Annotated in this window: 24 protein-coding genes; 18 read left to right on the forward strand and 6 right to left on the reverse strand. The window is 49.9% G+C overall.

Going from position 1 to position 23,693, the window contains the following annotated elements; all coding sequences use genetic code 11:
- Positions 1-189: 189 nt before the first annotated feature.
- Positions 190-825 (forward strand): FlgO family outer membrane protein, encoded by a 636-nt coding sequence (locus QL223_RS04475; RefSeq protein ID WP_281544034.1) that lies wholly within the window; start codon positions 190-192, stop codon positions 823-825.
- Between the two features lie 13 nt (positions 826-838).
- Entirely contained in the window at positions 839-1,267 is a 429-nt protein-coding gene (locus QL223_RS04480; protein WP_002537919.1) for an LPP20 family lipoprotein, read from the forward strand.
- A gap of 70 nt (positions 1,268-1,337) precedes the next feature.
- On the opposite strand, the gene flgN is transcribed toward QL223_RS04480, so the two are convergent.
- The 3 genes from flgN to flgA form a co-directional block, all read right to left on the reverse strand.
- Complete coding sequence (flgN, locus tag QL223_RS04485) at positions 1,338-1,766, reverse strand: flagellar export chaperone FlgN (protein ID WP_281544035.1); 429 nt, start codon at positions 1,764-1,766, stop codon at positions 1,338-1,340.
- A 6-nt stretch (positions 1,767-1,772) separates the two neighbouring features.
- Complete coding sequence (gene flgM / locus QL223_RS04490; protein ID WP_281544036.1) at positions 1,773-2,090, reverse strand: flagellar biosynthesis anti-sigma factor FlgM; 318 nt, start codon at positions 2,088-2,090, stop codon at positions 1,773-1,775.
- Between the two features lie 85 nt (positions 2,091-2,175).
- A complete protein-coding gene (gene flgA / locus QL223_RS04495) occupies positions 2,176-2,874 on the reverse strand; it encodes a flagellar basal body P-ring formation chaperone FlgA (protein ID WP_281544037.1) in 699 nt (232 codons plus the stop codon).
- Between the two features lie 132 nt (positions 2,875-3,006).
- Here flgA and QL223_RS04500 point away from each other — a divergent pair, with 132 nt between their 5' ends.
- From QL223_RS04500 to flgL, 14 genes are all read left to right on the forward strand, one after another.
- On the forward strand, positions 3,007-3,945 hold the full coding sequence (locus QL223_RS04500) for a chemotaxis protein CheV (protein ID WP_002537912.1): 939 nt from the start codon (positions 3,007-3,009) through the stop codon (positions 3,943-3,945).
- Positions 3,946-3,948: 3 nt separating this feature from the next.
- Positions 3,949-4,776, forward strand: a complete 828-nt coding sequence (locus QL223_RS04505) for a protein-glutamate O-methyltransferase (protein WP_046302901.1) — start codon at positions 3,949-3,951, stop codon at positions 4,774-4,776.
- A gap of 198 nt (positions 4,777-4,974) precedes the next feature.
- Positions 4,975-5,370, forward strand: coding sequence for a flagellar basal body rod protein FlgB (flgB, locus tag QL223_RS04510; RefSeq protein WP_002537909.1), 396 nt, complete (start codon positions 4,975-4,977; stop codon positions 5,368-5,370).
- Positions 5,371-5,373: 3 nt separating this feature from the next.
- Positions 5,374-5,784 (forward strand): flagellar basal body rod protein FlgC, encoded by a 411-nt coding sequence (gene flgC, locus QL223_RS04515; RefSeq protein WP_002537908.1) that lies wholly within the window; start codon positions 5,374-5,376, stop codon positions 5,782-5,784.
- Between the two features lie 17 nt (positions 5,785-5,801).
- Positions 5,802-6,557 carry a flagellar hook assembly protein FlgD gene (gene flgD, locus QL223_RS04520; protein ID WP_002537906.1) on the forward strand — a complete coding sequence of 252 codons (756 nt, stop codon included), beginning with the start codon at positions 5,802-5,804 and terminating at the stop codon, positions 6,555-6,557.
- 21 nt (positions 6,558-6,578) lie between these two features.
- Positions 6,579-7,886, forward strand: a complete 1,308-nt coding sequence (gene flgE / locus QL223_RS04525; protein WP_002537905.1) for a flagellar hook protein FlgE — start codon at positions 6,579-6,581, stop codon at positions 7,884-7,886.
- A 177-nt stretch (positions 7,887-8,063) separates the two neighbouring features.
- Positions 8,064-8,813 carry a flagellar basal-body rod protein FlgF gene (gene flgF / locus QL223_RS04530; RefSeq protein WP_002537904.1) on the forward strand — a complete coding sequence of 250 codons (750 nt, stop codon included), beginning with the start codon at positions 8,064-8,066 and terminating at the stop codon, positions 8,811-8,813.
- A 16-nt stretch (positions 8,814-8,829) separates the two neighbouring features.
- On the forward strand, positions 8,830-9,618 hold the full coding sequence (flgG, locus tag QL223_RS04535; protein ID WP_002537902.1) for a flagellar basal-body rod protein FlgG: 789 nt from the start codon (positions 8,830-8,832) through the stop codon (positions 9,616-9,618).
- A gap of 15 nt (positions 9,619-9,633) precedes the next feature.
- Positions 9,634-10,425 carry a flagellar basal body L-ring protein FlgH gene (gene flgH, locus QL223_RS04540; protein WP_002537901.1) on the forward strand — a complete coding sequence of 264 codons (792 nt, stop codon included), beginning with the start codon at positions 9,634-9,636 and terminating at the stop codon, positions 10,423-10,425.
- A 28-nt stretch (positions 10,426-10,453) separates the two neighbouring features.
- Positions 10,454-11,545: a flagellar basal body P-ring protein FlgI gene (locus tag QL223_RS04545; protein WP_002537900.1), complete on the forward strand. Its 1,092-nt coding sequence runs from the start codon at positions 10,454-10,456 to the stop codon at positions 11,543-11,545.
- A gap of 3 nt (positions 11,546-11,548) precedes the next feature.
- Positions 11,549-12,529, forward strand: coding sequence for a flagellar assembly peptidoglycan hydrolase FlgJ (gene flgJ, locus QL223_RS04550; RefSeq protein WP_281544038.1), 981 nt, complete (start codon positions 11,549-11,551; stop codon positions 12,527-12,529).
- A gap of 54 nt (positions 12,530-12,583) precedes the next feature.
- Positions 12,584-13,042, forward strand: a complete 459-nt coding sequence (locus QL223_RS04555) for a hypothetical protein (protein WP_281544039.1) — start codon at positions 12,584-12,586, stop codon at positions 13,040-13,042.
- Between the two features lie 170 nt (positions 13,043-13,212).
- A complete protein-coding gene (gene flgK / locus QL223_RS04560) occupies positions 13,213-15,090 on the forward strand; it encodes a flagellar hook-associated protein FlgK (protein ID WP_002537896.1) in 1,878 nt (625 codons plus the stop codon).
- An 11-nt stretch (positions 15,091-15,101) separates the two neighbouring features.
- A complete protein-coding gene (gene flgL, locus QL223_RS04565; protein ID WP_281544040.1) occupies positions 15,102-16,295 on the forward strand; it encodes a flagellar hook-associated protein FlgL in 1,194 nt (397 codons plus the stop codon).
- Between the two features lie 47 nt (positions 16,296-16,342).
- Here flgL and QL223_RS04570 read toward each other — a convergent pair whose 3' ends face one another.
- On the reverse strand, positions 16,343-17,230 hold the full coding sequence (locus QL223_RS04570) for an AraC family transcriptional regulator (protein ID WP_165014163.1): 888 nt from the start codon (positions 17,228-17,230) through the stop codon (positions 16,343-16,345).
- Between the two features lie 215 nt (positions 17,231-17,445).
- Between QL223_RS04570 and QL223_RS04575 the strand changes: the two genes are divergently transcribed.
- On the forward strand, positions 17,446-18,666 hold the full coding sequence (locus tag QL223_RS04575) for a sugar efflux transporter (protein ID WP_281544041.1): 1,221 nt from the start codon (positions 17,446-17,448) through the stop codon (positions 18,664-18,666).
- Between the two features lie 72 nt (positions 18,667-18,738).
- Here QL223_RS04575 and QL223_RS04580 read toward each other — a convergent pair whose 3' ends face one another.
- Positions 18,739-19,941: a hypothetical protein gene (locus QL223_RS04580; protein WP_281544042.1), complete on the reverse strand. Its 1,203-nt coding sequence runs from the start codon at positions 19,939-19,941 to the stop codon at positions 18,739-18,741.
- 109 nt (positions 19,942-20,050) lie between these two features.
- Between QL223_RS04580 and QL223_RS04585 the strand changes: the two genes are divergently transcribed.
- Entirely contained in the window at positions 20,051-21,055 is a 1,005-nt protein-coding gene (locus tag QL223_RS04585) for an AraC family transcriptional regulator ligand-binding domain-containing protein (protein ID WP_281544043.1), read from the forward strand.
- Positions 21,056-21,109: 54 nt separating this feature from the next.
- On the opposite strand, the gene QL223_RS04590 is transcribed toward QL223_RS04585, so the two are convergent.
- Entirely contained in the window at positions 21,110-23,206 is a 2,097-nt protein-coding gene (locus tag QL223_RS04590) for a tetratricopeptide repeat protein (protein ID WP_281544044.1), read from the reverse strand.
- Positions 23,207-23,693 lie beyond the last annotated feature (487 nt).

Raw genomic sequence — 23,693 nt, forward strand, 5'->3', positions numbered from 1 at the left:
CCAATAGTAGGTATAAAAATTGCTAGACCAGATAACATCGCTGAAAAAGCGGCAAGGTGGTTAGCCAATAAAGCGAGAATATAGCCACTCAATGCAAATAATGTTCCCGAAATAGGGATGAACAGTGGACTGGGCTTTTGCCCTAGATGTAACAGGTCAGTCCGAAATCGTGTCCGGAGCCAGACGACAATGAAAAACTGGATAGTGATATTACTCAGTCTAGCAACCGTATCTTGCGCCTATAACCCGATTTACAACGGTAAAGAACCGTATTCGGGGAGCCAGTTCCTGTTGCAACAAACCCCAAGACACACATTGGATTACTTTATGGACGGTTTGGCGGAAGAGTTGCTGGAAACCAACAACTACCTCACAGCCAGAACGCCGATGGCGATTGTGTCTTTTGTCGATGTTGAAGAGATGGATGAAACCAACTGGCTGGGGAACTCCGTGACTGAGGGCATGATTTACCAGATGCAGAGACGCGGCTTTACGATCATTGACTTCAAAAATACCGGCACCATCCGGGTAACCAAAGACGGTGATTTTTCACTCAGCCGTGATTGGAAAGAGTTACACCCAGAGCAGCAAATCGATTACGTGCTTACAGGCACCATGCTGCGCCAAGGTGGCGGTGTGCTGGTTAATGCCCGCATCGTAGGTATGCGCTCTCGTGTCGTAGTCGCATCGGCACAGGGCTTCCTCCCAGCGGACAGAATTGGCCGCGACATCGATACCTTGCGTAAAGTTCGTATTGAAGATGGCGTGATCATCCGAGGTGATCAGCGTAAGCATCCTACTGACACCATTATTTTGAAACCGTAATTCTGGAGTGAATATGAAAACTTGGCTAACCCTGGCAATGCTATTGATGTTGACCGCGTGCCAACCTATTACCACTATTCGCTCAGATGACATTTTGACAGCGGTAGGCACGGCATCTATCAGCGCGCAACGCGGTGAAACGGAAGAAGAAAAACAGTTCCGTGCCATGAGGGCGTCAAAGCTCGAAGCTTACAAAGAGCTGTCAGAGCAAGTGTATGGCATTCGCGTGAGTGGTTTGACCCAGGTAGAGGATCAGCAATTGGGGCAGGATAGAACCCATGGTGCATCAGATGGCATTATCCGTGCGGCAGAAGTGATTGCCAGTTACAAAGTGGGTGACAGCTATGTCACTGAGCTTCAGCTGAATCTGCGTAAAATGAAGAAGATGTCAGATTATGGTGAATCCCATCATGTGCCTAGAGATGACTCGATTATTTTCTAGAAGATAGACATTGGATAAAAAGAAAGCCGCTCAGTAAGAGCGGCTTTCTTTTTGGATTCATGTTTAAGGATCAGGCTTTAACATTAGTGCCTAGTGTTCGGCTGCCTGATGCCTGACCTTCGCTGTCATAAGTCATTTCATTTTTCCCTGCTGCTTCCTGGAACAGGTTACGAAGCTTGTGCATGCTAAGTTGAGCACGCTGAAGTGCAACACCGTTGGCGTCATTTAACTGGTGGCACTTTTCAAGGGACGTTTTGATGCTCGAGATAACCGCGATGCTTTCTTCAGAAGGTGATTGAAGCTCGGGACATTTTGCCAGTTGGGCATCTCGTAGCTGGATGTTTTGAATCAGAGTGAGTTTTTGCTTCGCGCACGCGTTTATGTCGGCTGCCTTTCGGGAGGCAATGGCCGAGGTTTCGTTTTCCATGACTTCAAGCAGCGCGTTAACATTCTCAGCTTGTGCCTGAAGAAGTTGCTCAAAAGAGAGTGCTTCAGACATGACGAATTACTTCATTCCACGAAGATCGTCTTCGTGCTTCATAATGTTTGCAGCCAGTCGGTCTGCATCCACTTTGTACGAGCCGTTAGCGATAGCGGCTTTAATTGCAGCTACCTTAGCGCTGTCAAAATGGGCTTCGCTCGCCATTTGCTGATTGAGTGCACCAATTGCGCGGCTTTCGTCACTCATAGAGAATGCATCCCCGCGATGATTGCGTACTTCGCCAACATTACCGCTTTCGGCGGCAGTGCTTTGCGTCTTACTTTGGTTGCTTCTGTTCGTGCTCAATGGCTGACCAGAACGCAGATGATCGATACTTGCCATAATAAAGCCTTATCTTTGTCCGAACCTTCTGTTGCTCACAGTATCGGCCGCATTAATATGAACTTTAGCACTTAATTGCATTAAATTAGAATTTAACGATGACTTGACCGACAGCAGTAATTGTACCATCGACTATTCGATTGGATTTGCTGTTACGGACTTTAATTTGCTCACCGAGAGCACCGTCACTTAATGCTGTTCCTTTTGCAATGATATTCAGTCCACTACCGGACGCAGTAATAATCACTTCGTCATTACGGCAGACCATACAGATATCATTGCCATTGATGGGCTCGCCAATACCCACAACGCGTTTGATACGTGAGCCTACAATGGTTGCGCCATCAGTGTAGGTTTGTCCGCGTTGAAAGCGCGCATCGACCAGCTGCACAATCAAGTCATCGTGGGAGATCGTTATGCCCCTGTCCAAGGGACGACGAGCGACGACGACGGGCGTGAGCAGTTTAATTTGCACAGGCACATATACTTGCCAGCCATCTTCTTCACAGCTCACCATCACCGTGACACTCTTATTGAGAGATTGCCTGCCTGGGACATCAGCCTTTAATGGTGAAGGGCAGTGAGATAGCTGTAGGCGACTGTCCAGATTGATTGCCTGAACCTCAAGCTTTCCATATTCGGGGGCGGTGATCAGAGATTCTACATGCACTTCTGCGGCTTCTTTTACTGCATCGAGTTGACTTAATGGTGCAGCGGCTATAATTGAGCTAAAGCTATAGAGAAACGTGCCGATAAAGAGCCAGACTAATCGTTGATAACACATATGTCACATATTGGTTAGTATGGTGAATTTAGATGCAGTGATTCCTTCAATTCGCATGCCAAGAATGCGGGTGAAAACGAAGGTGTTTGCTGCAATGCGATAACAAAAACAGGGCAATATGGAGTTTATCTTATGTCGGGGATTCTTGATACGGTCAATCAGCGTACGCAACTGGTCGGACAAAACCGCTTAGAGCTGTTGACCTTTCGTTTGATGCGTAAGCAGCGTTACGGCATCAACGTTTTTAAAGTAAAGGAAGTACTCCAGTGCCCGAAGCTGACTTCCATGCCAAATTTACATCCGCTGGTTAAAGGGGTGGCACACATCCGCGGACAAACCATTTCAGTTATCGACATGAGTCTGGCAACAGGCGGCATGCCGATCACAGACCCAGAAAACCGCTTTATCATCATTTCAGAGTTCAACCGCTCAACGCAGGGATTCTTGGTGGGTTCAGTAGAGCGAATTGTGAATATGCACTGGGAATCTATCTTGCCACCACCAGAAGGTACCGGCAGTTCTAACTATCTGACCGCGGTGACTGAAATCGAAGGTGAGCTGGTGGAGATTCTTGACGTAGAAAAAATTCTGAATCAGATATCGCCAGTGAACGAAGACATCAGTGAAGAAGTGCTGGCGAACAAACCTGTGTTTGAGGAAGGCGGTACAGATCCAACTACCGTGTTGGTTGCTGACGATTCAAGTGTGGCTCGTCGTCAGGTGAAGCGTGCAGTAGAAACCATTGGCTACAACGTTGTTTTGGCGCATGATGGACGAGATGCACTAGATAAATTGCAGGGTATGGCGGCGGAAGGCACCATCAATGATCTTGCACTTGTCATCTCTGATATCGAGATGCCAGAGATGGACGGTTACACCTTAACGACTGAAATCAAAAAAGATCCTAACCTCAAAGATCTTCATGTAGTATTGCACTCGTCGCTCAGTGGTGTCTTCAATGAAGCGATGGTACAGCGAGTTGGGGCAGATGCATTCATTCCGAAGTTCGACCCAGATGAACTCGGCGAAGCCGTAATGAACGCGGTGAAAGGTAAAGGTCAAGAAAACTAATCCATGACGAATATAGCGATAACAGAACAAGAGTATCGTGATTTTTGTAAGTACCTCGAAAGCAAATGTGGCATTGTTCTAGGTGATAGCAAGCAATATCTTGTTAGAAGCCGACTCAGCCCTCTGCTAACGCGATACAAGCTTGCTTCAATGACTGAACTGTTTCAGCTTGTTCTTACAAACCGTAACCGCGATCTGGCTGTCTCAGCCATTGATGCCATGACCACAAACGAAACCTTGTGGTTCAGGGATTCCTATCCGTTTGAGGTGCTCGCCAACCGTCTCTTGCCAGAAGTGGCAGAAAGCAAAAGGCCAATCAAAATTTGGTCAGCGGCAAGCTCATCCGGACAAGAACCTTATTCGATTGCCATGACCATTCAGGAAGTGCAGCAAAAGAAGCCGGGTATGTTGGGAAATGTATCGATAACAGCGACAGATATTTCTTCCACCATGCTCGAAAATTGCCGCACCGGTATTTACGACAACCTGGCATTGAGCCGAGGCCTGTCACCGGAACGCAAACGTCAGTTCTTTGAAGATGCTGGCGAAGGGCGAATGAAGGTGAAAGACACGCTCAAGCGCATGGTGACCTTCAAGCCTCAAAACTTGATGGAAAGCTATGGCATGCTGGGCAAGTTTGACATTATTTTTTGTCGTAACGTGTTGATTTACTTCTCACCTGACATGAAATCCAAAGTGTTGAACCAGATGGCGGGCAGCCTGAACCCAGGCGGTTATCTGTTGCTGGGTGCGTCAGAATCCCTGACGGGGCTGACAGACAGATTTGATATGATCCGTTGTAACCCCGGTATTATCTATAAATTAAAGTAGGTTTTACCTACGTCTCGGAAAAGCGGCACAGAAGTTGCCGCTTTTTTTGTATCTATTGAAAAGCGCGTTGCCGCTTAACAAATAGCCGGATACTACTAAGTTTATGATTTTATAAATGCTAACACCTTTGGTGAATGAGATTTTAAAGTTGGCATCTTACTTGCAAATTATCCGGTAGAAGATTTTTGGAGGTGCCGTATGGCGATATCATTCGACAAAGCGCTTGGCGTTCATCAACACACTGTGGGTGTGCGTGCTCAAAGGGCGGAAACCCTGTCGAGCAACCTGGCAAATGCCAACACGCCGGGCTACAAAGCACAGGATGTTGACTTCGAACGTGCGCTGCAAGCGGCAACCTCTGGGGCAAACTTTGGCCTGAGTCGTACCAACGAGCGGCATATCCCTGCCACCTCTCAGGTCAACGGCCAGAAAATGTACCGCATTCCAAACCAGCCTGATACCGGCGACGGCAACACCGTTGATGCACAGGTAGAACGTAACCTGTTCATGCAAAATGCCCTTGAGTATCAAGCGTCATTGGATTTCCTTGGCTCTAAGTTCAAAAACATGTCCAAGGCACTGAAAGGGGAATAATGGATGAGTCTTTTTAATGTGTTCAATGTGACCGGTTCTGCCATGAGTGCAGAGTCCGTTCGACTCAACACCACATCCAGTAACCTGGCAAACGCTAACTCAGTGAGCAGCTCAGCAGCAGAGACGTACAAAGCACGTCACCCTGTGTTCGCCGCAGAGTTAAATAAATACCAGCAAGGCGACAGCGTACCGGTTCGTGTTGCAGGCATTGTTGAAAGTCAGAAGCCGCTGCGTGCGGAATATAACCCTGAACACCCAATGGCAAATGCGGAAGGCTATATTTACAAGCCCAACGTCAACGTGATGGAAGAGATGGCCAACATGATTTCGGCATCCCGTTCTTATCAAACCAACGTAGAAGTGGCAGAAGCAAGCAAACAAATGCTGATGCGCACACTACAAATGGGCAAATAAGGTAGGAGTACGGCACTATGAATCCTATTGACGGCGCAGGCGGAGCAGGTGGCGGTAGCTACATCGACCAGCTCAAAGCGCTGCAAGAAAAGCAACGTGCTGAGCGTGGTGATACTGGCGAGAAAGTCACTGGCCAGACCGACCTTAAGCAAGAAGATTTTCTGTCACTGCTAACTAAGCAGTTGGCAAACCAGGATCCGTTCAAGCCTGTTGATAACGAGCAGATGATTGCACAGATGGCATCATTCGCGACCGTAGACGGCATCGGCAAAATGAACGACCAATTCGGTTCCCTGAACGCAGCCATGACATCCAGTCAAGCGCTGCAGGCATCCTCTCTGGTAGGTCAGGATGTATTGGTTCCAGGTAACGAAGGCTTCAAATCAGCGGAAGGTGGCATTGCCGGTATGGTGAAACTGCCACAGGCCCTGAACGATGTGATTGTCCGAATCCAGAACGAGCGTGGCGAGTTGCTGAGAACCTTCAGCATGGGTGCCAAGTCTCCAGGGGATCACCGTGTTGAGTGGGACGGCAAAGACGATGCCGGCAACCCACTGCCGGAAGGTAATTACAAAGTCAACGTAAGCGGCAACATTGATGGTAAGTCTCAGGATCTTGAGCTTTCCACCTACGCGAACGTCAACAGTGTTCTATTGGGGAATGGCGACGGTAACGTGATGTTGAACATCGCCGGTTACGCATCTCCGGTCAAACTCACCGAAGTGCTTGAAGTAGGTAAATCATCCAGCCTTGGCAACGTGAGCAAGAGCTAAAAGGACAGAGGAGTTCCAGCAATGGCTTTAAATATCGCACTGAGTGGCCTGGCGGCAGCTCAAAAAGACATGAACACCACCAGTAACAACATTGCGAACGCCAACACTTTTGGTTTTAAAGAGTCGCGTGCTGAGTTTGGTGACGTTTATTCTGCGTCGATCTTCTCGAACGCAAAGACCACCACAGGTAGCGGTGTGCAAACCTCGATTGTTGCGCAGCAGTTCCATGAAGGTTCCAGTATCTACACCAACAACCCACTGGATCTGCGTATCAGTGGTAACGGTTACTTCGCGGTGGCTAACGACAACCTGGCAACGCAAAACAACGTGTTGACCCGTAACGGTGCTTTCCACCTTGATAAAAACAACAACATTGTTAACTCAGAGGGTCAGTTCCTGCTGGGCTACAACGTTGATAATGAAACATTGCAAGTCGGTTCTTTTGAGCCGAAAGCGCTGAACGTGCCAGATCAGTTTGGTCAGCCACGTGCATCTGAAAATGTCGATATCGGTTTGAACCTGCCAGCAGGTGGCGCAGAGAAAGATCCAGCGCTATTCAATCCTGAAGACCCAGACACATACAACAAATCGACATCAGCCACGATCTTTGACTCACTGGGTCAGCCATACAAACTGACCACTTACTACGTCAAAGATAACGTGACACCGAACAAGTGGGCTGTTTACTACACGGCAACAGACGCGACCGGTGAAAAGCCGCTGAGTCTGACCGGCGGTGAATTCACCAGTGCAACCGGTCAGGTCGGTCACTCGATTGAATTCAACAGCGACGGTTCAGTGAATACCGTCAACAATGGCGCGCCAATCCAGACCGTAGAGTTTGGTCCTAACGGTGCTGGCCTTGAAATGAACGGTGCAGACGGTTCGCAGGCGCTTACCATCAATTTCGAAGAGCCAACGCAGTACGCATCACCGTTTGAAATGCGTAAGTTCACGGAAGATGGCGCAACCACGGGCTACCTGGCGAAAGTGGATATCGATCCAAAAGGCACCATCATGGCGACCTACAGTAACGGCGAAAACGTTGCACTGGGCCGAGTGGCGATGGTTCGCGTATCTAACCAGCAAGGTCTTTCTCAAGCGGGTAATACCCAGTGGAAAGTGACCCAGCAGTCTGGTGAGGCCGTGTGGGGTGAAGCGATGCAAGGCGCGTTTGGTAAAGTGAAAAGCGGTACTATCGAGCAGTCAAACATCGACATGACCCAAGAGCTGGTGGACTTGATTACCGCACAGCGCAACTTCCAGGCGAACTCACGCTCGCTGGAAGTAGGTAACCAGATGCAACAGACGATTCTCCAGATTCGTTAATCGCTATATGTGTTCTTTTGCCGCTCGGCGACCGGGCGGCAATTCTTTTCCCAGAATTATTCTTATCTCTCTCCTCAATCTGCTCATTTCTTGCACTAACTTGTTGTAATTCGACAATATTACATTTTGGCACTCTTCTTGCTTTATTTAATGCATAAGCGACAGGAGAACGTCTTAATGGATCGCGCACTATTTCTCGCCATGAGTGGCGCCAAACAAGATATGCAGGCTTTACAGCTGCGTGCCAACAACCTGGCAAACGCCAGTACCACTGGCTTTCGCGCAGACCTGGAACAGGCTCGTGCTATGCAAGCATACGGAGAAGGCTTACCGACCCGTGTGTTCAACATGACAGAGCGTCCTGGGTACAGCTTTGCACAAGGTTCAACTATCACCACTGGTCGTGAACTTGACGTTGCCATTAAAGGTGACGGTTGGCTGGCGGTTTTGGATGGCACAGGTCAAGAGGGCTACACCCGAGTCGGTAACCTAAAAGTTGACCAAACGGGAATGCTGCAAAATGGTCACGGCCATTTGATCCTGGGAGAGCGTGGCGCGCCAATCTTCCTTCCTTTACCGGTTTCGAAAATTGAAATCGGGACTGACGGTACAGTGTCTGTGTTGCCACAAGGCGCGCCACCGGAAGCGATGGAAGAAGTCGACCGCATCAAACTTGTCCGCCCGAATAACGATGAGCTTTTTAAAGACAAAAACGGTGTATTCAAGCCGATTAATCCCGGCACCGTGTATGAAGCTGACGCAGGAGTGTCACTTCTGACTGGCGCACTGGAAGGCAGTAACGTCAACCCGATCAATGAGATGACGGGACTGATTGACCTTCAGCGTCACTTTGAAATGCAAGTCAAACTAATGAAAACCGCAGAGGAAATGGATCAAGCATCTAACTCTCTGCTGCGCATGGGTTAATTGAGAGGAATTCAGTATGCATCCAGCACTGTGGGTGAGTAAAACCGGCCTAGACGCACAACAGACCAACATTTCGACCATTTCGAATAACTTGGCGAACGCCTCGACAGTGGGCTTTAAAAAGTCCCGCGCGGTTTTTGAAGATCTGTTTTATCAAAACATCAACCAGCCTGGCGGTCAGTCTTCACAGAACACTGAACTGCCAAGCGGCTTGATGTTGGGTGCCGGTTCGAAAGTGGTGGCAACGCAGCGCGTTCACACCAACGGTAATGCCCAAACTACCAACAACGCCCTCGACCTGATGATCGAAGGTGACGGCTTCTTCCAGATTTTGCTGCCAGACGGCAACATCGGTTACCAGCGCAACGGTCAATTCACGCTGAATGACGAAGGCGTGATTGTGACCTCTGGTGCAGGCTATCCACTGGAGCCAGAAATTGTCGTACCGCCGGATGCCATTCAGGTGACTATCGGTACTGACGGCGAAGTCTCTGCGAGATTGCGTGGACAGCAGGCCAATGCCGTTATCGGACAGATCACTACGGTTGACTTCATCAACCCAGGTGGTCTTGAGCCTATCGGGCAAAACCTCTACCTGCCAACGGGCGCGAGTGGCGACCCACAAGAGGGTGTACCGGGTCTTGATGGCCTTGGCAGCGTCAGACAATCAATGCTGGAAACCTCCAACGTTAACGTCACCGAAGAATTGGTCAACATGATCGAAGCGCAGCGGGTTTATGAAATGAACTCCAAAGTGATTTCGTCTGTCGACCAGATGCTGAGCTACGTCAACCAGCAGCTATAAAGGAGTAAAAGGCGGATGAAAAAGTTACTGATCACAGGATTTATGCTGGCGACGGTTTCCGGCTGTGAAATGATGAATCCAGAAGCCTTTTTGGCGGAAAATCAAAGCGAAGTCGTGCAGGGCACAACAGAAACTGACGCGGTTGAAGGTAATACCGAACCGGGTAGTGAAGGGCTGATTGGCCTGCTTCGTGAACGCGAAGATCCGGTAGCCGGTGATCCAAACTGGACACCACTTCATCCGACCCGTCAGCCGGAACACTATGCGACGGCAACAGGCTCGCTGTTCAGCGCAGTGAGTGCACAAGATCTTTACGATGACACCAAACCGCGCAGCATTGGCGATATCGTGACTGTGATGCTGGAAGAGAAAACGCAGGCGAAAAAGAGCGCCAGCAGCGACGCGGCAAAATCGAGCGACCTGAGCATGGACCCACTGTCGTTAGGTGGTCAGGAAGTGACGATTGGCGACCGCAACCTGTCATATGCCGCCGCACATGATAACTCTACCAGCGGCTCGACCAGTGCAGACCAGAGCAACAGCATTTCCGGTTCGATTTCCGTTGAAGTGATTGATGTGATGTCGAATGGTAACTTGCTGATCCGTGGTGAGAAATGGCTGACGCTGAATACTGGTGACGAATATATCCGTTTGAGCGGTACGATTCGCCCGGACGACATCACGTCAGAGAACACCATCGCCTCGACGCGTATTTCCAACGCCCGCATCCAGTATTCAGGCACTGGCGATCGTCAGGATACGCAGGATCAGGGATTCTTGGCACGATTCTTTAATGTCGTTCTATAACGCATAGAAAAGATGCCGGAGAATTGACGTGAAGAGTTGGCTAAAGCTGTTTTTAATCGCCCTATTGGTTGCCCCAGCGGCACAAGCTGCCCGCATTAAAGATGTGTCGGAAGTGGCGGGTGTGCGTAGCAACCAATTGGTGGGATACGGATTAGTGGTAGGTCTTGCCGGAACAGGTGAGAGTACGCCGTTTACCGATCAAAGCTTTAATGCCATGCTGAAAAACTTCGGCATCCAATTGCCGCCGGGCACCAAACCGAAAACCAAGAATGTGGCAGCCGTGGCCGTCAGTGCTGAGTTGCCGCCATTTTCAAAGCAAGGCCAGAAAATTGACATCACAGTGTCGTCTATCGGTTCTGCAAAGAGCTTGCGCGGCGGTACGCTGGTACAAACCTTCATGAAAGGTCTGGATGGTAAAGTCTACGCCGTGGCACAAGGCAACCTGATTGTGGGTGGCTTCAGTGCGGAAGGTGCAGACGGTTCCTCTATTGTCGGTAACACGCCAACTGTTGGCCGCATCACTAACGGCGCGACAGTCGAGCAGGAAGTGCCTTCACCGTTTGGCCGTGGCGACCACATTACCTTCAACCTGTTCGAGTCTGACTTCACCACTGCGCAGCGCATGGCGGACTCCATTAACAGTTTCCTTGGGCCAAATACCGCATCAGCAATGGATGCCACCTCAGTGCGTGTCCGTGCACCCCGTGATCTGTCCCAACGTGTTGCCTTCCTTTCTACGGTAGAAAACCTGGAGTTTGTTCCGGCCGATGCTGCGGCAAAAATCATCGTGAACAGCCGCACAGGCACCATCGTAGTGGGTCAAAATGTACGTCTTCGTCCTGCGGCCATCACACATGGCGGCATGACAGTCACCATTAACGAAAATCTGCAAGTCAGCCAGCCAGGTGCATTCTCTGGCGGTGAAACCGTCGTCGTGCCGGATTCCGGTGTGGAAGTGACGGAAGAAGATGGCCGCATGTTCCACTTCAAACCCGGTGTCACGTTGGATGATTTGGTCCGCGCCGTGAATGGCGTTGGTGCGGCACCCTCAGACTTGATGGCAATCTTGCAGGCGCTCAAGCAAGCGGGCGCTATCGACGGTCAACTGATAGTGATTTAAGCCATGAAAGCACCATTAGATACCGGATTTATTCACGATCTCAGCCGATTGGACATTCTTCGCCAGAAAGCGGCGAACGGCGAGCAATCAGACGATGCTTTGCACGCTGCGGCAGAGCAGTTTGAAGCTCTGTTCACCCAAATGCTGTTCAAATCGATGCGAAGTGCCAACGAAGCCTTCGAGTCAGATTTAATTGATAACCGCACGTCCAAATTCTATGAGCAAATGGCAGACGAACAACTTTCAAGTGCGCTTTCCCGTGAAGGTTCGTTGGGGCTGGCCGATCTGATTGTTCAGCAATTCAAAGGATTACAAAACAGCGAACCAATGGATGTGGGTGACAACAGCGCGAGCGACCGTATTCGCCTACAGCCAACGCTGCCACTCGCGCCAAACATGACGGAAGAGGAGGCTGCACAGCAAGTGTTGCCGCCGCTTTCTGATGACACCGTTATTCCAAGCGCTCACATGTTGGCGCAGCAAAATGCTGTACCAAAAGTAGAAGCCAGTAAGCCTTTTGAAACCCCGGATGAGTTTGTTAGCCGCTTAACGCCATACGCGAAAAAGGCCGCTCGTACCTTAGGGACAGATCCTGCCATTTTGATTGCGCAAGCCGCACTGGAAACCGGTTGGGGTAAGAAAGTGATCGCCAATGCGCGTGGTTCCAGCCATAACCTTTTTAACATCAAAGCGGATCCCCGCTGGGATGGTAACAAAGTAGCCACCCAGACACTGGAATTTCATGATGATATCCCGGTGCAGGAAATGGCGTCATTTCGTGCCTATGCTTCATATGAAGACAGTTTCAATGATTACGTGAGTTTTCTGAACCGGAATCCGCGTTATGCCACCGCCCTTCAACAGACCGCAGAGCCTGAACAGTTTATCCGTGGTCTGCATCAAGCGGGCTATGCAACGGATCCTAAGTACTCCGACAAAGTGATCAGCGTGTTTAACCGTGTTAAAGGCATGATGGAACAATAATCCGCAAGGGCGGTTTGTTGTTTTCCGCTCTGTCGCAGCGAAAGGTGAAGGCAAATGGCAGAGCAGCTACCCAAGCCGGAAAGAGAACCCGGACAGGGACAAAAAACCATCTCAGAGCATGCTAGCGGATCTATTCAGCGCGATCCGTTTATCCGCTCATTTCTGGAGAAAACTCCGAAGGATGTCGCGGAATCCTTCACCGATGCGCAATTACTCCAGCTTAAACTCATGTTTGGCACCCGTGCCAAGGCTCGTCATGCGATCGACTTCAGAACCGTCATTGGTGGTTTTGGGTGGAACTACTACCTGGTATTCCTCTTTGGACGTAACCGCCGTGAACTTACCCGTGCTGAAGAGAAGGCAGCCAATGCTGGACGTGTACTGGTTTTGCTATTGAGTAGCTTTGTGCTGTTCTCGGTTGTGATCACTTCTCTCTATTTATTGAAGTCATTCCTGGGTATCGATCTTTTGCCCAACTTCTCACTGGGGCTTTGGAGCTGGCTTAACAGTTGATACTGTTTGGCGGCAATCCCTTGCCCTTGGCGGCACAAGTCGACGCCAAGTTGTTGAAAATATCACCCATCTCATTGAATTTTAGATCTTATACTCTGTGGCACGATTCTTGAATTGTTCTGCTCAATAGACAATTTCGTAGGTTATGCGTTTCCGCATACGGGGGCAGAATGGGGTTTGATCTGCTGACGCTCGGTTCTCAGGGCGTTCTGACAGCACAGCGGCAGCTGAACACAACGGGTCACAACATCTCGAACGTGAATACTGATGGCTACAGCCGTCAGTCCGTTGAGCAGCGTGCCAATGACTCTGCCTATTGGTCGGCAAACCAATGGGGCCACGGCGTGCACGCGGCAGCCGTTCGCCGCAACTACGACAAGTTTGCCGTAAACGAATTGAATATCACCACCTCTGCATTGGCTCACGCCCAAACCCGTAACAGCCAACTCACCATGTTGGATGACATGATGTCTCACTCTGCGAAGAAAATTCCAGAGAACATGAATGAGTTCTATGGCGCGGTAAAAGGGCTGGCAGACAGCCCAAGTGACATGGGCGCCCGTAAAGTGGTGCTGGAAAAATCTCGTCTGGTTGCTGCCGGTCTCAACGACATCAATAATGTTCTGCAAAACCAGGAAGCGGATACCACCGTCCAAATCGACGCCACACTAAAACGCATGAATGACATTGGTGCGGAGATTGTGGATATCCATAAAGCGATCCTTAAATCGCAGGCGGTGGATAACGATTTGCTTGACCGTCACCAGCAGCTTATCAATGAGCTCTCTGAATTTACCCAAGTCAGTGTGAACCAGCGTGATGATGGCTTGTATAACGTCATTATCGGTAGCGGTCATACATTGGTTTCCGGCTTGCATGCCAGTGAACTGCAAACGGTGCCGGGCACACCGGACTACCAGAAACGCCGTTTGGCACTGGTGGAAGGTAAAGCACTCAAACCCATCGACAATGGTGACATTCGCGGCAAGCTGGGGGCGATGTTCGAATACCGTGATAACACGCTGGCACAGGCCCGTGATGAACTTGGCCGCTTAGCCGCAGGCTTTGCCATGTCGATCAACGAGCTGCAATCGCAGGGTTTTGATCTTGCTGGTCAGGTGGGTGAAAACATTTATGTGGATTTCAACAGCGAAGACTTCGCCCGTGATCGCGTGGTGAAAGCGTCGGATTCCACAGCCGAACTGAAAGTCTATATCGACGATTTGGCGCAACTGAAAATTGGCGATTACCACTTGAAGTTTGATGGTAGCCAATACACTTTGGTCGATCCGGAAAAGAACATGGTTGCTGTTACGCCTTCCGGTTCGCCACCGTCGATTGAATATGATGGCTTGCGCATTCAGGTTGATGTAGGTCTGGCTGCGGGCGAACGCGTCATTCTCCGTCCAGTGCGTCAAGGTGCCGGCCAGATTGCCGTCACCATGGAAGACCCGGCAAAAATTGCCGCCCAGAGTTATATCAGCTCCACCTCTGTTATCACTGGTCAGGGAAATCTGAAAGTGCTTCAACAAGGCGCGCAACAAGAGTTTCAGGTGGCGATTTCTCCTGATGCATCTCAGTTTGCTGTTCTGGACATGAAAGGCAATATTCTCCTTGCACCGCAAGCCTATCCGCCAGCATCTCCGGTGACCGTCAATGGCACCACGTTTGAGCTGACACCGGGCGCGGCAGCAGAAGATATCTTTGCTGTGAGTTTGCTTCCTGCCGACGGTGAGAACGGTAACCTTATCCGCATGCAGCAGCTTCAAACCCAGAAACTGATGGATGGTGGCCGTTCCAGTCTGATTGACGTTTATGAAGGCCTGAACACGGATTTAGGTGTACAGAAAGCCTCCTTTGCCCGCCTTGAGGATGTCAGCCGCGTTGAACATGATGCAGCGGCAGGGCGTGTAGCAGAGATTTCCGGGGTTAACCTCGATGAAGAAGCGGCAAACATGATGAAATTCCAGCAAGCCTACATGGCGTCTTCCCGAATCATGACCGCCGCGAATGAAACCTTTGAAACTCTGCTGAATGCAACCCGATAAGGATCTGAGTGATGATTAGCCGTATTGCCAGTTTTCACAACTACCAGTCAGTCTCGAATGACTTGATGCGTCAGCAGGTGAAGTTGCAGGATAACCAAGACCAGCTTGCCACGGGTAAGCGTGTGCTGACAGCGGGGGACGATCCCGTTTCCTCGATTTATATCCAGAACTTCCGCCAGCAGGATAAACAGCTCGATCAATACATCGATTCGATCACCCTTGCCCGCAACCGCCAAACCCGTGCGGAAATCGCGGTGGATGATGCCGAACAGTTGGTCGATAGTGCGAAACGTAAGACGATGGAAATGATCAACGGTTCCTTGTCTGATGATGACCGCACGGCTCACCGCCAGGATCTCAAAGGTCTGTTTGACAACTTCATGAATCTGGTCAACGCGAAAGATGAATCAGGCAACTTCCTGTTCTCTGGTACCCAGTCCAGTAAGCAACCTTTCTATCGCGACAGTGCGCTGAATGTGCGTTATGCCGGCGACAGTTATCACCGCACCGCGCAAGTCGCTCCGGCGGTTGAAGTGCAAACCAGCGATCCTGGAGATCAGGTGTTTATGGAAATCAAAAACCCGTTCGGTGACTATCAACCGGAATATGAGCTGAATAGCGGTTCCTTGCTGTTGTTAGCGCAAGCGAAGAACACTAACAATGCTGATAACTCTGACTATGCGGTGAGCTTTAGCGTGGATAGTGGCGGCCAAACCACTTATGAGCTGACCCAAAATGGCAGCGTGGTCAGTGCCGGTGTCTACGATCCGCAAAACGGCGTGCAGTGGGGAACACTCAGCCTGAGTTTTGAAGGCGAAATGCTGGATGGTGACAAGATTGTGCTGGAGCGTCAGGATACGTTCAACGTGTTTGATGCGTTCAAGAAAGGTATCGAGCTATCAAACGAGAGTATCTTCAATGCTTCAGCGACGGCTGAGTTGCATCAGGTCACCGAACAGTTTTCTGCTGCGTTCAAGCATCTCAACAAAGCGCGCTCTGAAGTCGGTACCCGTCTGACCACGCTGGACAGACAAGAAGGCATGCACAAAGACTTCAAGTTGGTGCTTAACCGTTCGCTTGGCACCATGGAAGATTTGGATTACTCGACAGCGGTGATCGACATGAATGAAAACATGCTGGCATTGCAGGCTTCTCAGCAGGCTTTTGCCAAGACCAAAGACCTCTCGCTCTTCAACTACATCTAATGCCACTGAGTTCCCAGACACTGGGAACTCTTATTTCAAGCCGTTTCCTACCCAAACAACTTCCTGAATTCGGTTGGGGTCATCCCTTTTGCTGTTTTGAACTGCCGGTTGAAGTTCGACAGGTTAGAAAATCCCACCCGCTCCGCCACAACTGACACTGGGATGTTGGATCGCACCAGTATCTCGCAGGCTTTTCCAAGTCGATAATTTTTAAGGTGGTCTGAGAAGCTGTCATCAAAATGCTTTTCAAACATCCTGTACACCGAGCTTTCGCTCATGTGGAGGTGGCTGCATATATCTTGAACAGATATTTGCGCATTGTAATTGTCGGCGATAAACTGCTGCGCTTTTTCCAGCTTGTCGAGAATTGGCGTATCTTTCGCCACGTAAAAGCAGAAAGGGCGAGAAGTCAGTGTTTGCGCTGATTTGTCTTCACACAGCAGCATAAGGATTTCCACCACCCGCACAAACTGTGCGGCAGGTTTCAGCTGCGACGCGCCATTCATCAAAGGGTACAAAGCATCGAACGTCGCTTTGGATAACATCAGCCCTTTGTTTGCGCGTACCAACATGTCACTGACGGCAGACAATGCCGGCACCGTGACCACCAGGGATTGAATCCAAGACTGATCAAGCCAGAGCACATGTGAGCTGCTGGGGCGTTCCGGCGTGGCCGTCGAAGCCACTCGGGTCAGCATATGCGGTAAACCGGGACCGGTGAGATAGGCATAACCATGTGCCGCTTCGCCGACGTAATCATCAATGATGATTTTACCGGGTGCCACATGATGAGGGTCGTAGTACAGCACCAGCTCGATTTCATCGTGGTAATGCCAGCCGCACTGCACGCCAATCTTAGGCTCGATGCAATGGTAATCCGCAAAGTGCCAGCTTGGGCTGACGGCTTTATGAACACGTTCAATGGTTGGCCGCATGAAGTTCTCTCGCTTTGTAAAGGTTGGTGCAGTTGTAGTTTTACCCGGATTGTCAGTGGGTTGGAAGAAATTGAATGAATAGTATCAGCGGTTGCTCGATAGCTATCACACGAGATGCATATTTGTCCCTAAACTGCATCACAAATAAGAAAGAGATAGTCAGACAGATTGTTCAATCAGACAACTGTATTCACCATTTTTATGGGAAATAATTCATGAAAAACTACGTAAGTTTTTTGACCAATAAAGCCGCGCTTTGTTACCTGCTGGTCAGCTTGTTTGCTGGTCTCGGCGGTGGCTTTTTCTATCCACTTTTAGGGATTTTTGTTGTCGATGGATTGGACGCTACGCCGTTGCAAATGGGCGTGTTTCTGGCCATCTCAATTTTTAGCGGAGTGATGGTTTCGCAGCGTATTGCCAAGTTGTCAGATGTGGGTTGGGAACGCCGCCAAATCATCTTGCTGGCGCAAGGCGCGTTTATCGTTGTGATGGCACTGTTCATGATGATCCGCGATTTCTATCTGGCGCTGGCTGTGATGATCTTCATCTCGAGCTTTTCAGCCGCCGCTTTACCACAGACTTTCGCGCTTGGCCGCGAGTTTGCGGACAAGAACCTTGGCGATAACAGTACGCTGTTTGTATCGCTGATGCGCGCCATGATGTCCTTGTCTTGGGTTATTGGCCCGCCACTGGCTTTCATCCTGTACGATACCTTCGGTTTTAACGGCGCATTCCTGTTTGCTGCTGTCACCATGGTGATTTCGGTATTGATTGTTTGGCGTATGTTCCCGTCAACCAAAATCAAAGAAACGGATACTAAAGGTGAAGCGGAAGTGCGCCTGTCATGGCGCAAAATCCCGGGAGCGCCGTTATATCTGGGCGCGGTGTTCATGTTGTTTTTGGCCAACAACATGTACGTCATGTCGATCCCTTTGTATGTGACAAAGGAGCTGGATATGGCAGGATCAGTGGCGGGTCAGTTACTCGGCTTGGCAGCGTTTGTGGAAATTCCCGTGATGGTATTGGCTGGCTTGTGGGCGGCTAAAATTGCGCCTCAACGTTTGATGGTACTCAGTGCGGCAGCGGCTTGCTTCTTTTATGCCTTGCTGTTTAACGCGGGTGAACTATGGCAAATGTATGCGCTGCAAATGCTGAACGGCTTGGCGGTTGGTATCAGTGCAAGCCTCGGAATGGTGGTGATTCAGAACAAGATGCCAAACCAGATGGGTGTGGCGACAACCTTGTTCAATAACGCCATCATGATAGCAAGTTTGGCATCCAGCGTGATGGTTGGTTTTGTTGCCGAGCTCTACAACTATCACACTGTGATTTTGGCGATGCTGTTGGCAGGCGCTGTGGCTTTTGGTTTGTTGCTGCTATCGGCAAGAGAGACGCGACGCCCATCATGTCCGTCGCAGGTGGTTGCCGAAGCGTAAAGTCACCACTCAATCAAAAGGTCAGCACGTGCTGACCTTTTTCTTTTTATACCAAAGCTCAACAGGCCTTATTTATGCGCTGGCGACCACGTCTTTCAGGGCGCGACGAGGGCTGGGGATCGCAGTCAGGGTTGGGTAGCCAGCCCGGAAAGCAAAAGTGGCGGATTGAGGTTTGCCGGATAACGCGCGCAGATCGTCTGCAAAAGTCTGAGGCTGTTCTAGCTGTTTTTGTCTGTCTATCACTTCACAGGTTTGGTTAACCGGCTGCATGGAAATACCTTGTGTCGTCGCCCAAAGATGAATGCGTTGCCACAACCTGCCTGCTTCAATGTTCTGCTTTGAGCTATAGAGATTATTCAGCGTGATCAAGCCGTGCATCGGCGTGGATTCCATGGTGCGTTGCGTACCTTCAATCCAATATTGATTCGATGACTCTTCAGATAAGGTCGGCATGATTTTGCTGATGGCTCTCATGGCCGGAGGCAGCCCAGCAGTATCAATGTAAACACCATCGCGGTGCGTTTGCATCTCTTTATGGCTCAGCCTAAACCAGCGGAAACTGTCAGATGACATCTGATGATCGGCGGCAATAAAGCGGGTGGCATTGACCGTTTGTTGGGTAAAGGCGTCACGGTGTGCTTTTGTGGTCAGCAGGGAAAGGCTGACATCAGGGAAGCTCTCGTTGGCCATTGCCGTCAATGCAGACTTTGACGAAGCATCGATCGGCGTATCGCGCTGGTATTCCCCCCGATCGGTATGTCGGTGACCAATGGCTTGGTAAAGCTCGCTTTGCTCCTGCTTTCCTGTCGGTGTCAGGGTAATCGTCGCGACATGCATAGGCACGCCGCTCCAGGTTTGTTTGGTTAGGTCTGTGTCGCCAAGCAATACTGTCGCGTCAAACCCGAACGCGGGAGCGGCTTGAACCATATTCTCCAAGGCACATCCCAAACCAATGCAAAGTTCACGGCCATAAACATCCATGGTGCCCAAATGGCGCGCAGTGTCGGCGTAGAGCCAAATCGCGTTGTCGCGCAATTCAAAAATCCAAGGCTGGGTATTGTGGGGGTTTGCGGCAAGCACGGCAGCGTTGATGATGGCGAGTTCACCGCTTTTTGACGCCGACTGCCAGTCGGTCCAAGGTGTAAATGGCTCACCTTTACCGACGCTGAATACGCCGTTATCAACCGCGCGATAGACGGTACCGCCAGCGACCACAACACCGACACCTATCAATCCTTTTAAAAACTTACGGCGGCCATTTGTTTCTTCACGCATTTTTCTTCCCTCGTTCCCTTTGCATTTTTTTCAAATGTTAGTATCGGAGCCATGACAGTCACAGAGACCATAGACATCAAATAGGGACTCTGGTCATCAAGGGATGAAAATGAACACTTCACCAACGTTGGTCATGGGCTTTTTGCTGGGGCTCGACAGGATCCTGTCAGACTTGGGATGGGATACCGAAGCGATTAAAACACAGCTAAAACTGCCGAAAGATCTAAAAAGCTCGCCGGATGAGAGATGCGGGCTCAATACCTATAACGCGTTCTGGAAACTGGCTTTGGCTCAGAGAAACGATCCACTGCTTGGATTTAGGGTTGGCATTGATCCGGATTTCAAAGGTGCAAGTGCATTAGGCCAGGCCGTCAAACACAGCCCCACATTGCGTCACTCTCTGCAGCAACTCAGCGAAATGTCGCCGCTGCTCAATCAAGCTCAGCGGATCGTACTAGTGGAAGAGGAGGATATTGCCTACCTGCGGATACTGAATGAAAACGAAGAGTGGGAACTTGAGAAGCACACTGACAGGATGTTGGGCGGCTTCGTGGCCTTCTCTGGTCAGAATTTGCCGCTGGATGCGGTCCAGAATGCGCATATCGAATTGACCCGCCATTTATCTGAGGCAGAACAAACAGCAGCCAGCCGATTGCTGGGGTGTGAAGTGTTGGGCAGCAAAGCATTTAATCAACTGGTCTTCAACACAAGATTCCTCAACATGCCGTTAAGTGGCAGTAATGAGTATATTCATGGCGTCTTATCGGAACATGCCAGGCAACTGATGCAAGAGATTGCCGCTTCGGGGTCTTTTGCCAATGAAGTGAAAAAGCGGATTGTGGACAGTCTTCATCACCAAAAAGCGAGTTCAGAAGAGATTGCAGACAGTCTTGGGGTCAGCGCGCAATCGTTATACAGAAAGCTCAAAGCAGAAGGGGAAACCTTTCAGGATATTCTGGATACGACTAGGCATGATTTGGCTGTGGCTTACTTAAAGCAGGGCAGGCTGAGTATTAAGGAAATCAGCTATTGGTTGGCATTTTCGGAGCCCAGAGCTTTTCACCGAGCTTTCCGGCGCTGGGAAGGGTGCACGCCGAAAGAATTTGTTCAGTGAATTCAGAAAAAAGGCCGCATCACTATGATGCGGCCTTTTTGTTTTGGCTGTGAATCAGTTTGCTTGAATGTGGCGTACAATGGATTCCAGCAGCGGATATTTGTTTTCCAGCATAGGTGGGTAGAAGTAACCAAACTCGCTGTCGCAATACAAAGGTTCAGGCTGGTTGAAATCAGACTCTTCCGTGCCGGCAAAGAATACATGGCAAGGTGTGCCAACGGCAGTGGTCAGACGATGCACCGCGGTACCCGCAGTGATCACAGCATCCAACCCTTTGATGACGGCAGCTGTGCCTTCAAAGTCATCGCGCAGATCCAGACCTTCAAGCTGCATAATGCGTACGCCGGAAAGCTTTTCAATCTTGTTGAGTTCTTTGCTGCAATCCCCGTATTGAAGATTGATAAATACCGCATCCGGGAATTGCTTCACCAAATGCGCGACTTCTTCTGCAATCAGGTAATGGATGTTACGGGTTGCGGCGGCAAGGCCACTTCGCCAACAAATACCAATCAGTTTCTTGTCTGCGTTAACTGAACGAATCTCTGCTAATTTCGATTGCCAGTGCGTTTTGGTGTCTTCCGGCAAATTCACGTAACCAGACTGGTAAACGTGACGGCCATGTTTTTCAAAGCAGATGCCAGCCAGACTGCCGCCCGCCACCCAAGAGGTAATGTCGTTCATCACTTCCTCTGGAATATGAATGCTTTCGCCTTCAATACGTTTGATCGGCACCATGATTGCCTCTGGATACGCGCGGTTGAGCACAGATTCCAAGCGAGGGTCACAGGCAACATAAACTTTTTGAGTGTTTTCCAAAACCAAAGCAAGATTATGGAAATAAAGGATTTCATCCCCCACGCCTTGCTCTGGCATCACCAGAACAACGTCATCTTTCGGGCGTTCAAGGTTCCACTGAGGCATGTTGCCACTGTATTGGAGGCGACGATGGCAAGTCAGGCCGAGCTCATTGGCGCGGTAGTAGTTTTCCCATTCGCCGAGGGTACGGTAAACAAAACTGATGTTGAAACCCGCTTCTACGTCGTCAGGGTATTGGGCAATGTAATCTTCAAGCAGGGCTTTTGAGGTTTTGGCTTCACCTTTGTACCAGAGTACTTCCGCAAGATAAGTGGAAAGACGCAGCTTGTTTTCTTCGTTTGCCACGCTTGCCGCCTGTTGGATGTGTTGCTGACATTCCAAAATTGCCGCTGGCGTGAAATTATGGCGAGTGCGCAGCAACTGGAAGCTTGCTGTTGCCAGTCTGTTCAGCAAATCCACGTCAGTCGGGTATGGCTTGATGAAAGTTTTCGCCTGTCGGTAGGCTTCCAGCCAGTTTTCTTCTTTTTCGTAGCTCAGCACAATCAAGCGGCAAAAGAGAGGCTCTGCCGGCCAGGTCTTTAGGCCGAAGCGGGCATGTTCACGTGCCGCTTTGAAATCTTCAATCTTGATGGCGCTGTGGCTAAGCAGAACCACGACTTCTTTTTCTGACGTCTCGATATCAAACGCACGAAGCAGGTTTTGGCGTGCAAGCCCAAAGTTTTCCTCGCCCATATAAAGCTTTGCCAAACCTAGCAATGCTGCTGGGTTGTCTCCCGCCACACTGATCACGGCGTTATAGAGCTGTTTAGCTTGATCCAGATTGCCGCTTGCCACCATTTGGTCAGCCAGCGCCAGTGTCTCCTGAACTTCGGCATCCATGGCGGCATTTTTTTGCGCTGACGCCTGATGTATTTGTTTTGCCGTGCGGCGACTTTCGCCCAGATTGCCGATTGCCGCGGTAAGTTGTTGCCGCATAGCCAATAGTTCCTGGTGATCAGGTGCCACACCGAGCAGGGCATCAACGATTTCAAGGGCTTCTTTGTTCATGCCGTTTTCTGTCAGCAAGGTTGCCTTATCGAAAAGGATTGAAGCATTGCCGGGCTCAACGGTCAGCGCATGATCCAGCTTTTTCAGTGCGTCTTGCCAGGCACCTTCTTCGCTGTCCATCACCGCCAGTACCTGCAGGACAGGCAGAGCATCAGGCGCATGGGAAAGAATGTGTTCGAACACCTCTCTGGCTTCGCGTTTTTTCTGATGTTGATAGAGCGAAACGCCATGCTCAAACGCTTGTTCCAGTGTCATAGCACTTTCATTGGTTTGGGAGGGATTGTTCATAAGGAATCCATATAGTTATTCGAGCGAAAAACTTAAGTTTTTAAACTAAATAAAAGACAGCAAATACCGTGCCGGAAGACGCTTACTTTATGGATAAATTCGCACGTGTTTAGAAGGCGGACTGCTTTGTCTCTGTTTTGAGAATAAAAATTTATTCGAACAAAATGTGATTCATCCCTCTTAATTGCAAGATCTGGTGCTATGGTTATGAAGAGGCAATGACCGGAGGCGGCGAGTTGCCGATTTTCTTGAGGAGAAAATCAAATTATTTGCCGTTTTGTTAATCGACTCCGCTCTCGTTGCTCCTAAGTTGATGATAAACAAGACTTTCCAAAAATTGGCATGCTATTTGAATAACATTCGGCATGAGGTGTCAGTTGCACTGATACCGTTCCTGATAACGAACTGAAGGCTGGTCCCGCTTCTACATTCGGACAAGTTTGTCGCGGGTAGGCTGTTTCGCAAAATACGCGAAAGTCAAAGGAGA

This window comes from Grimontia sp. SpTr1, assembly GCF_947387585.1.
Lineage (GTDB): Bacteria > Pseudomonadota > Gammaproteobacteria > Enterobacterales > Vibrionaceae > Enterovibrio > Enterovibrio indicus.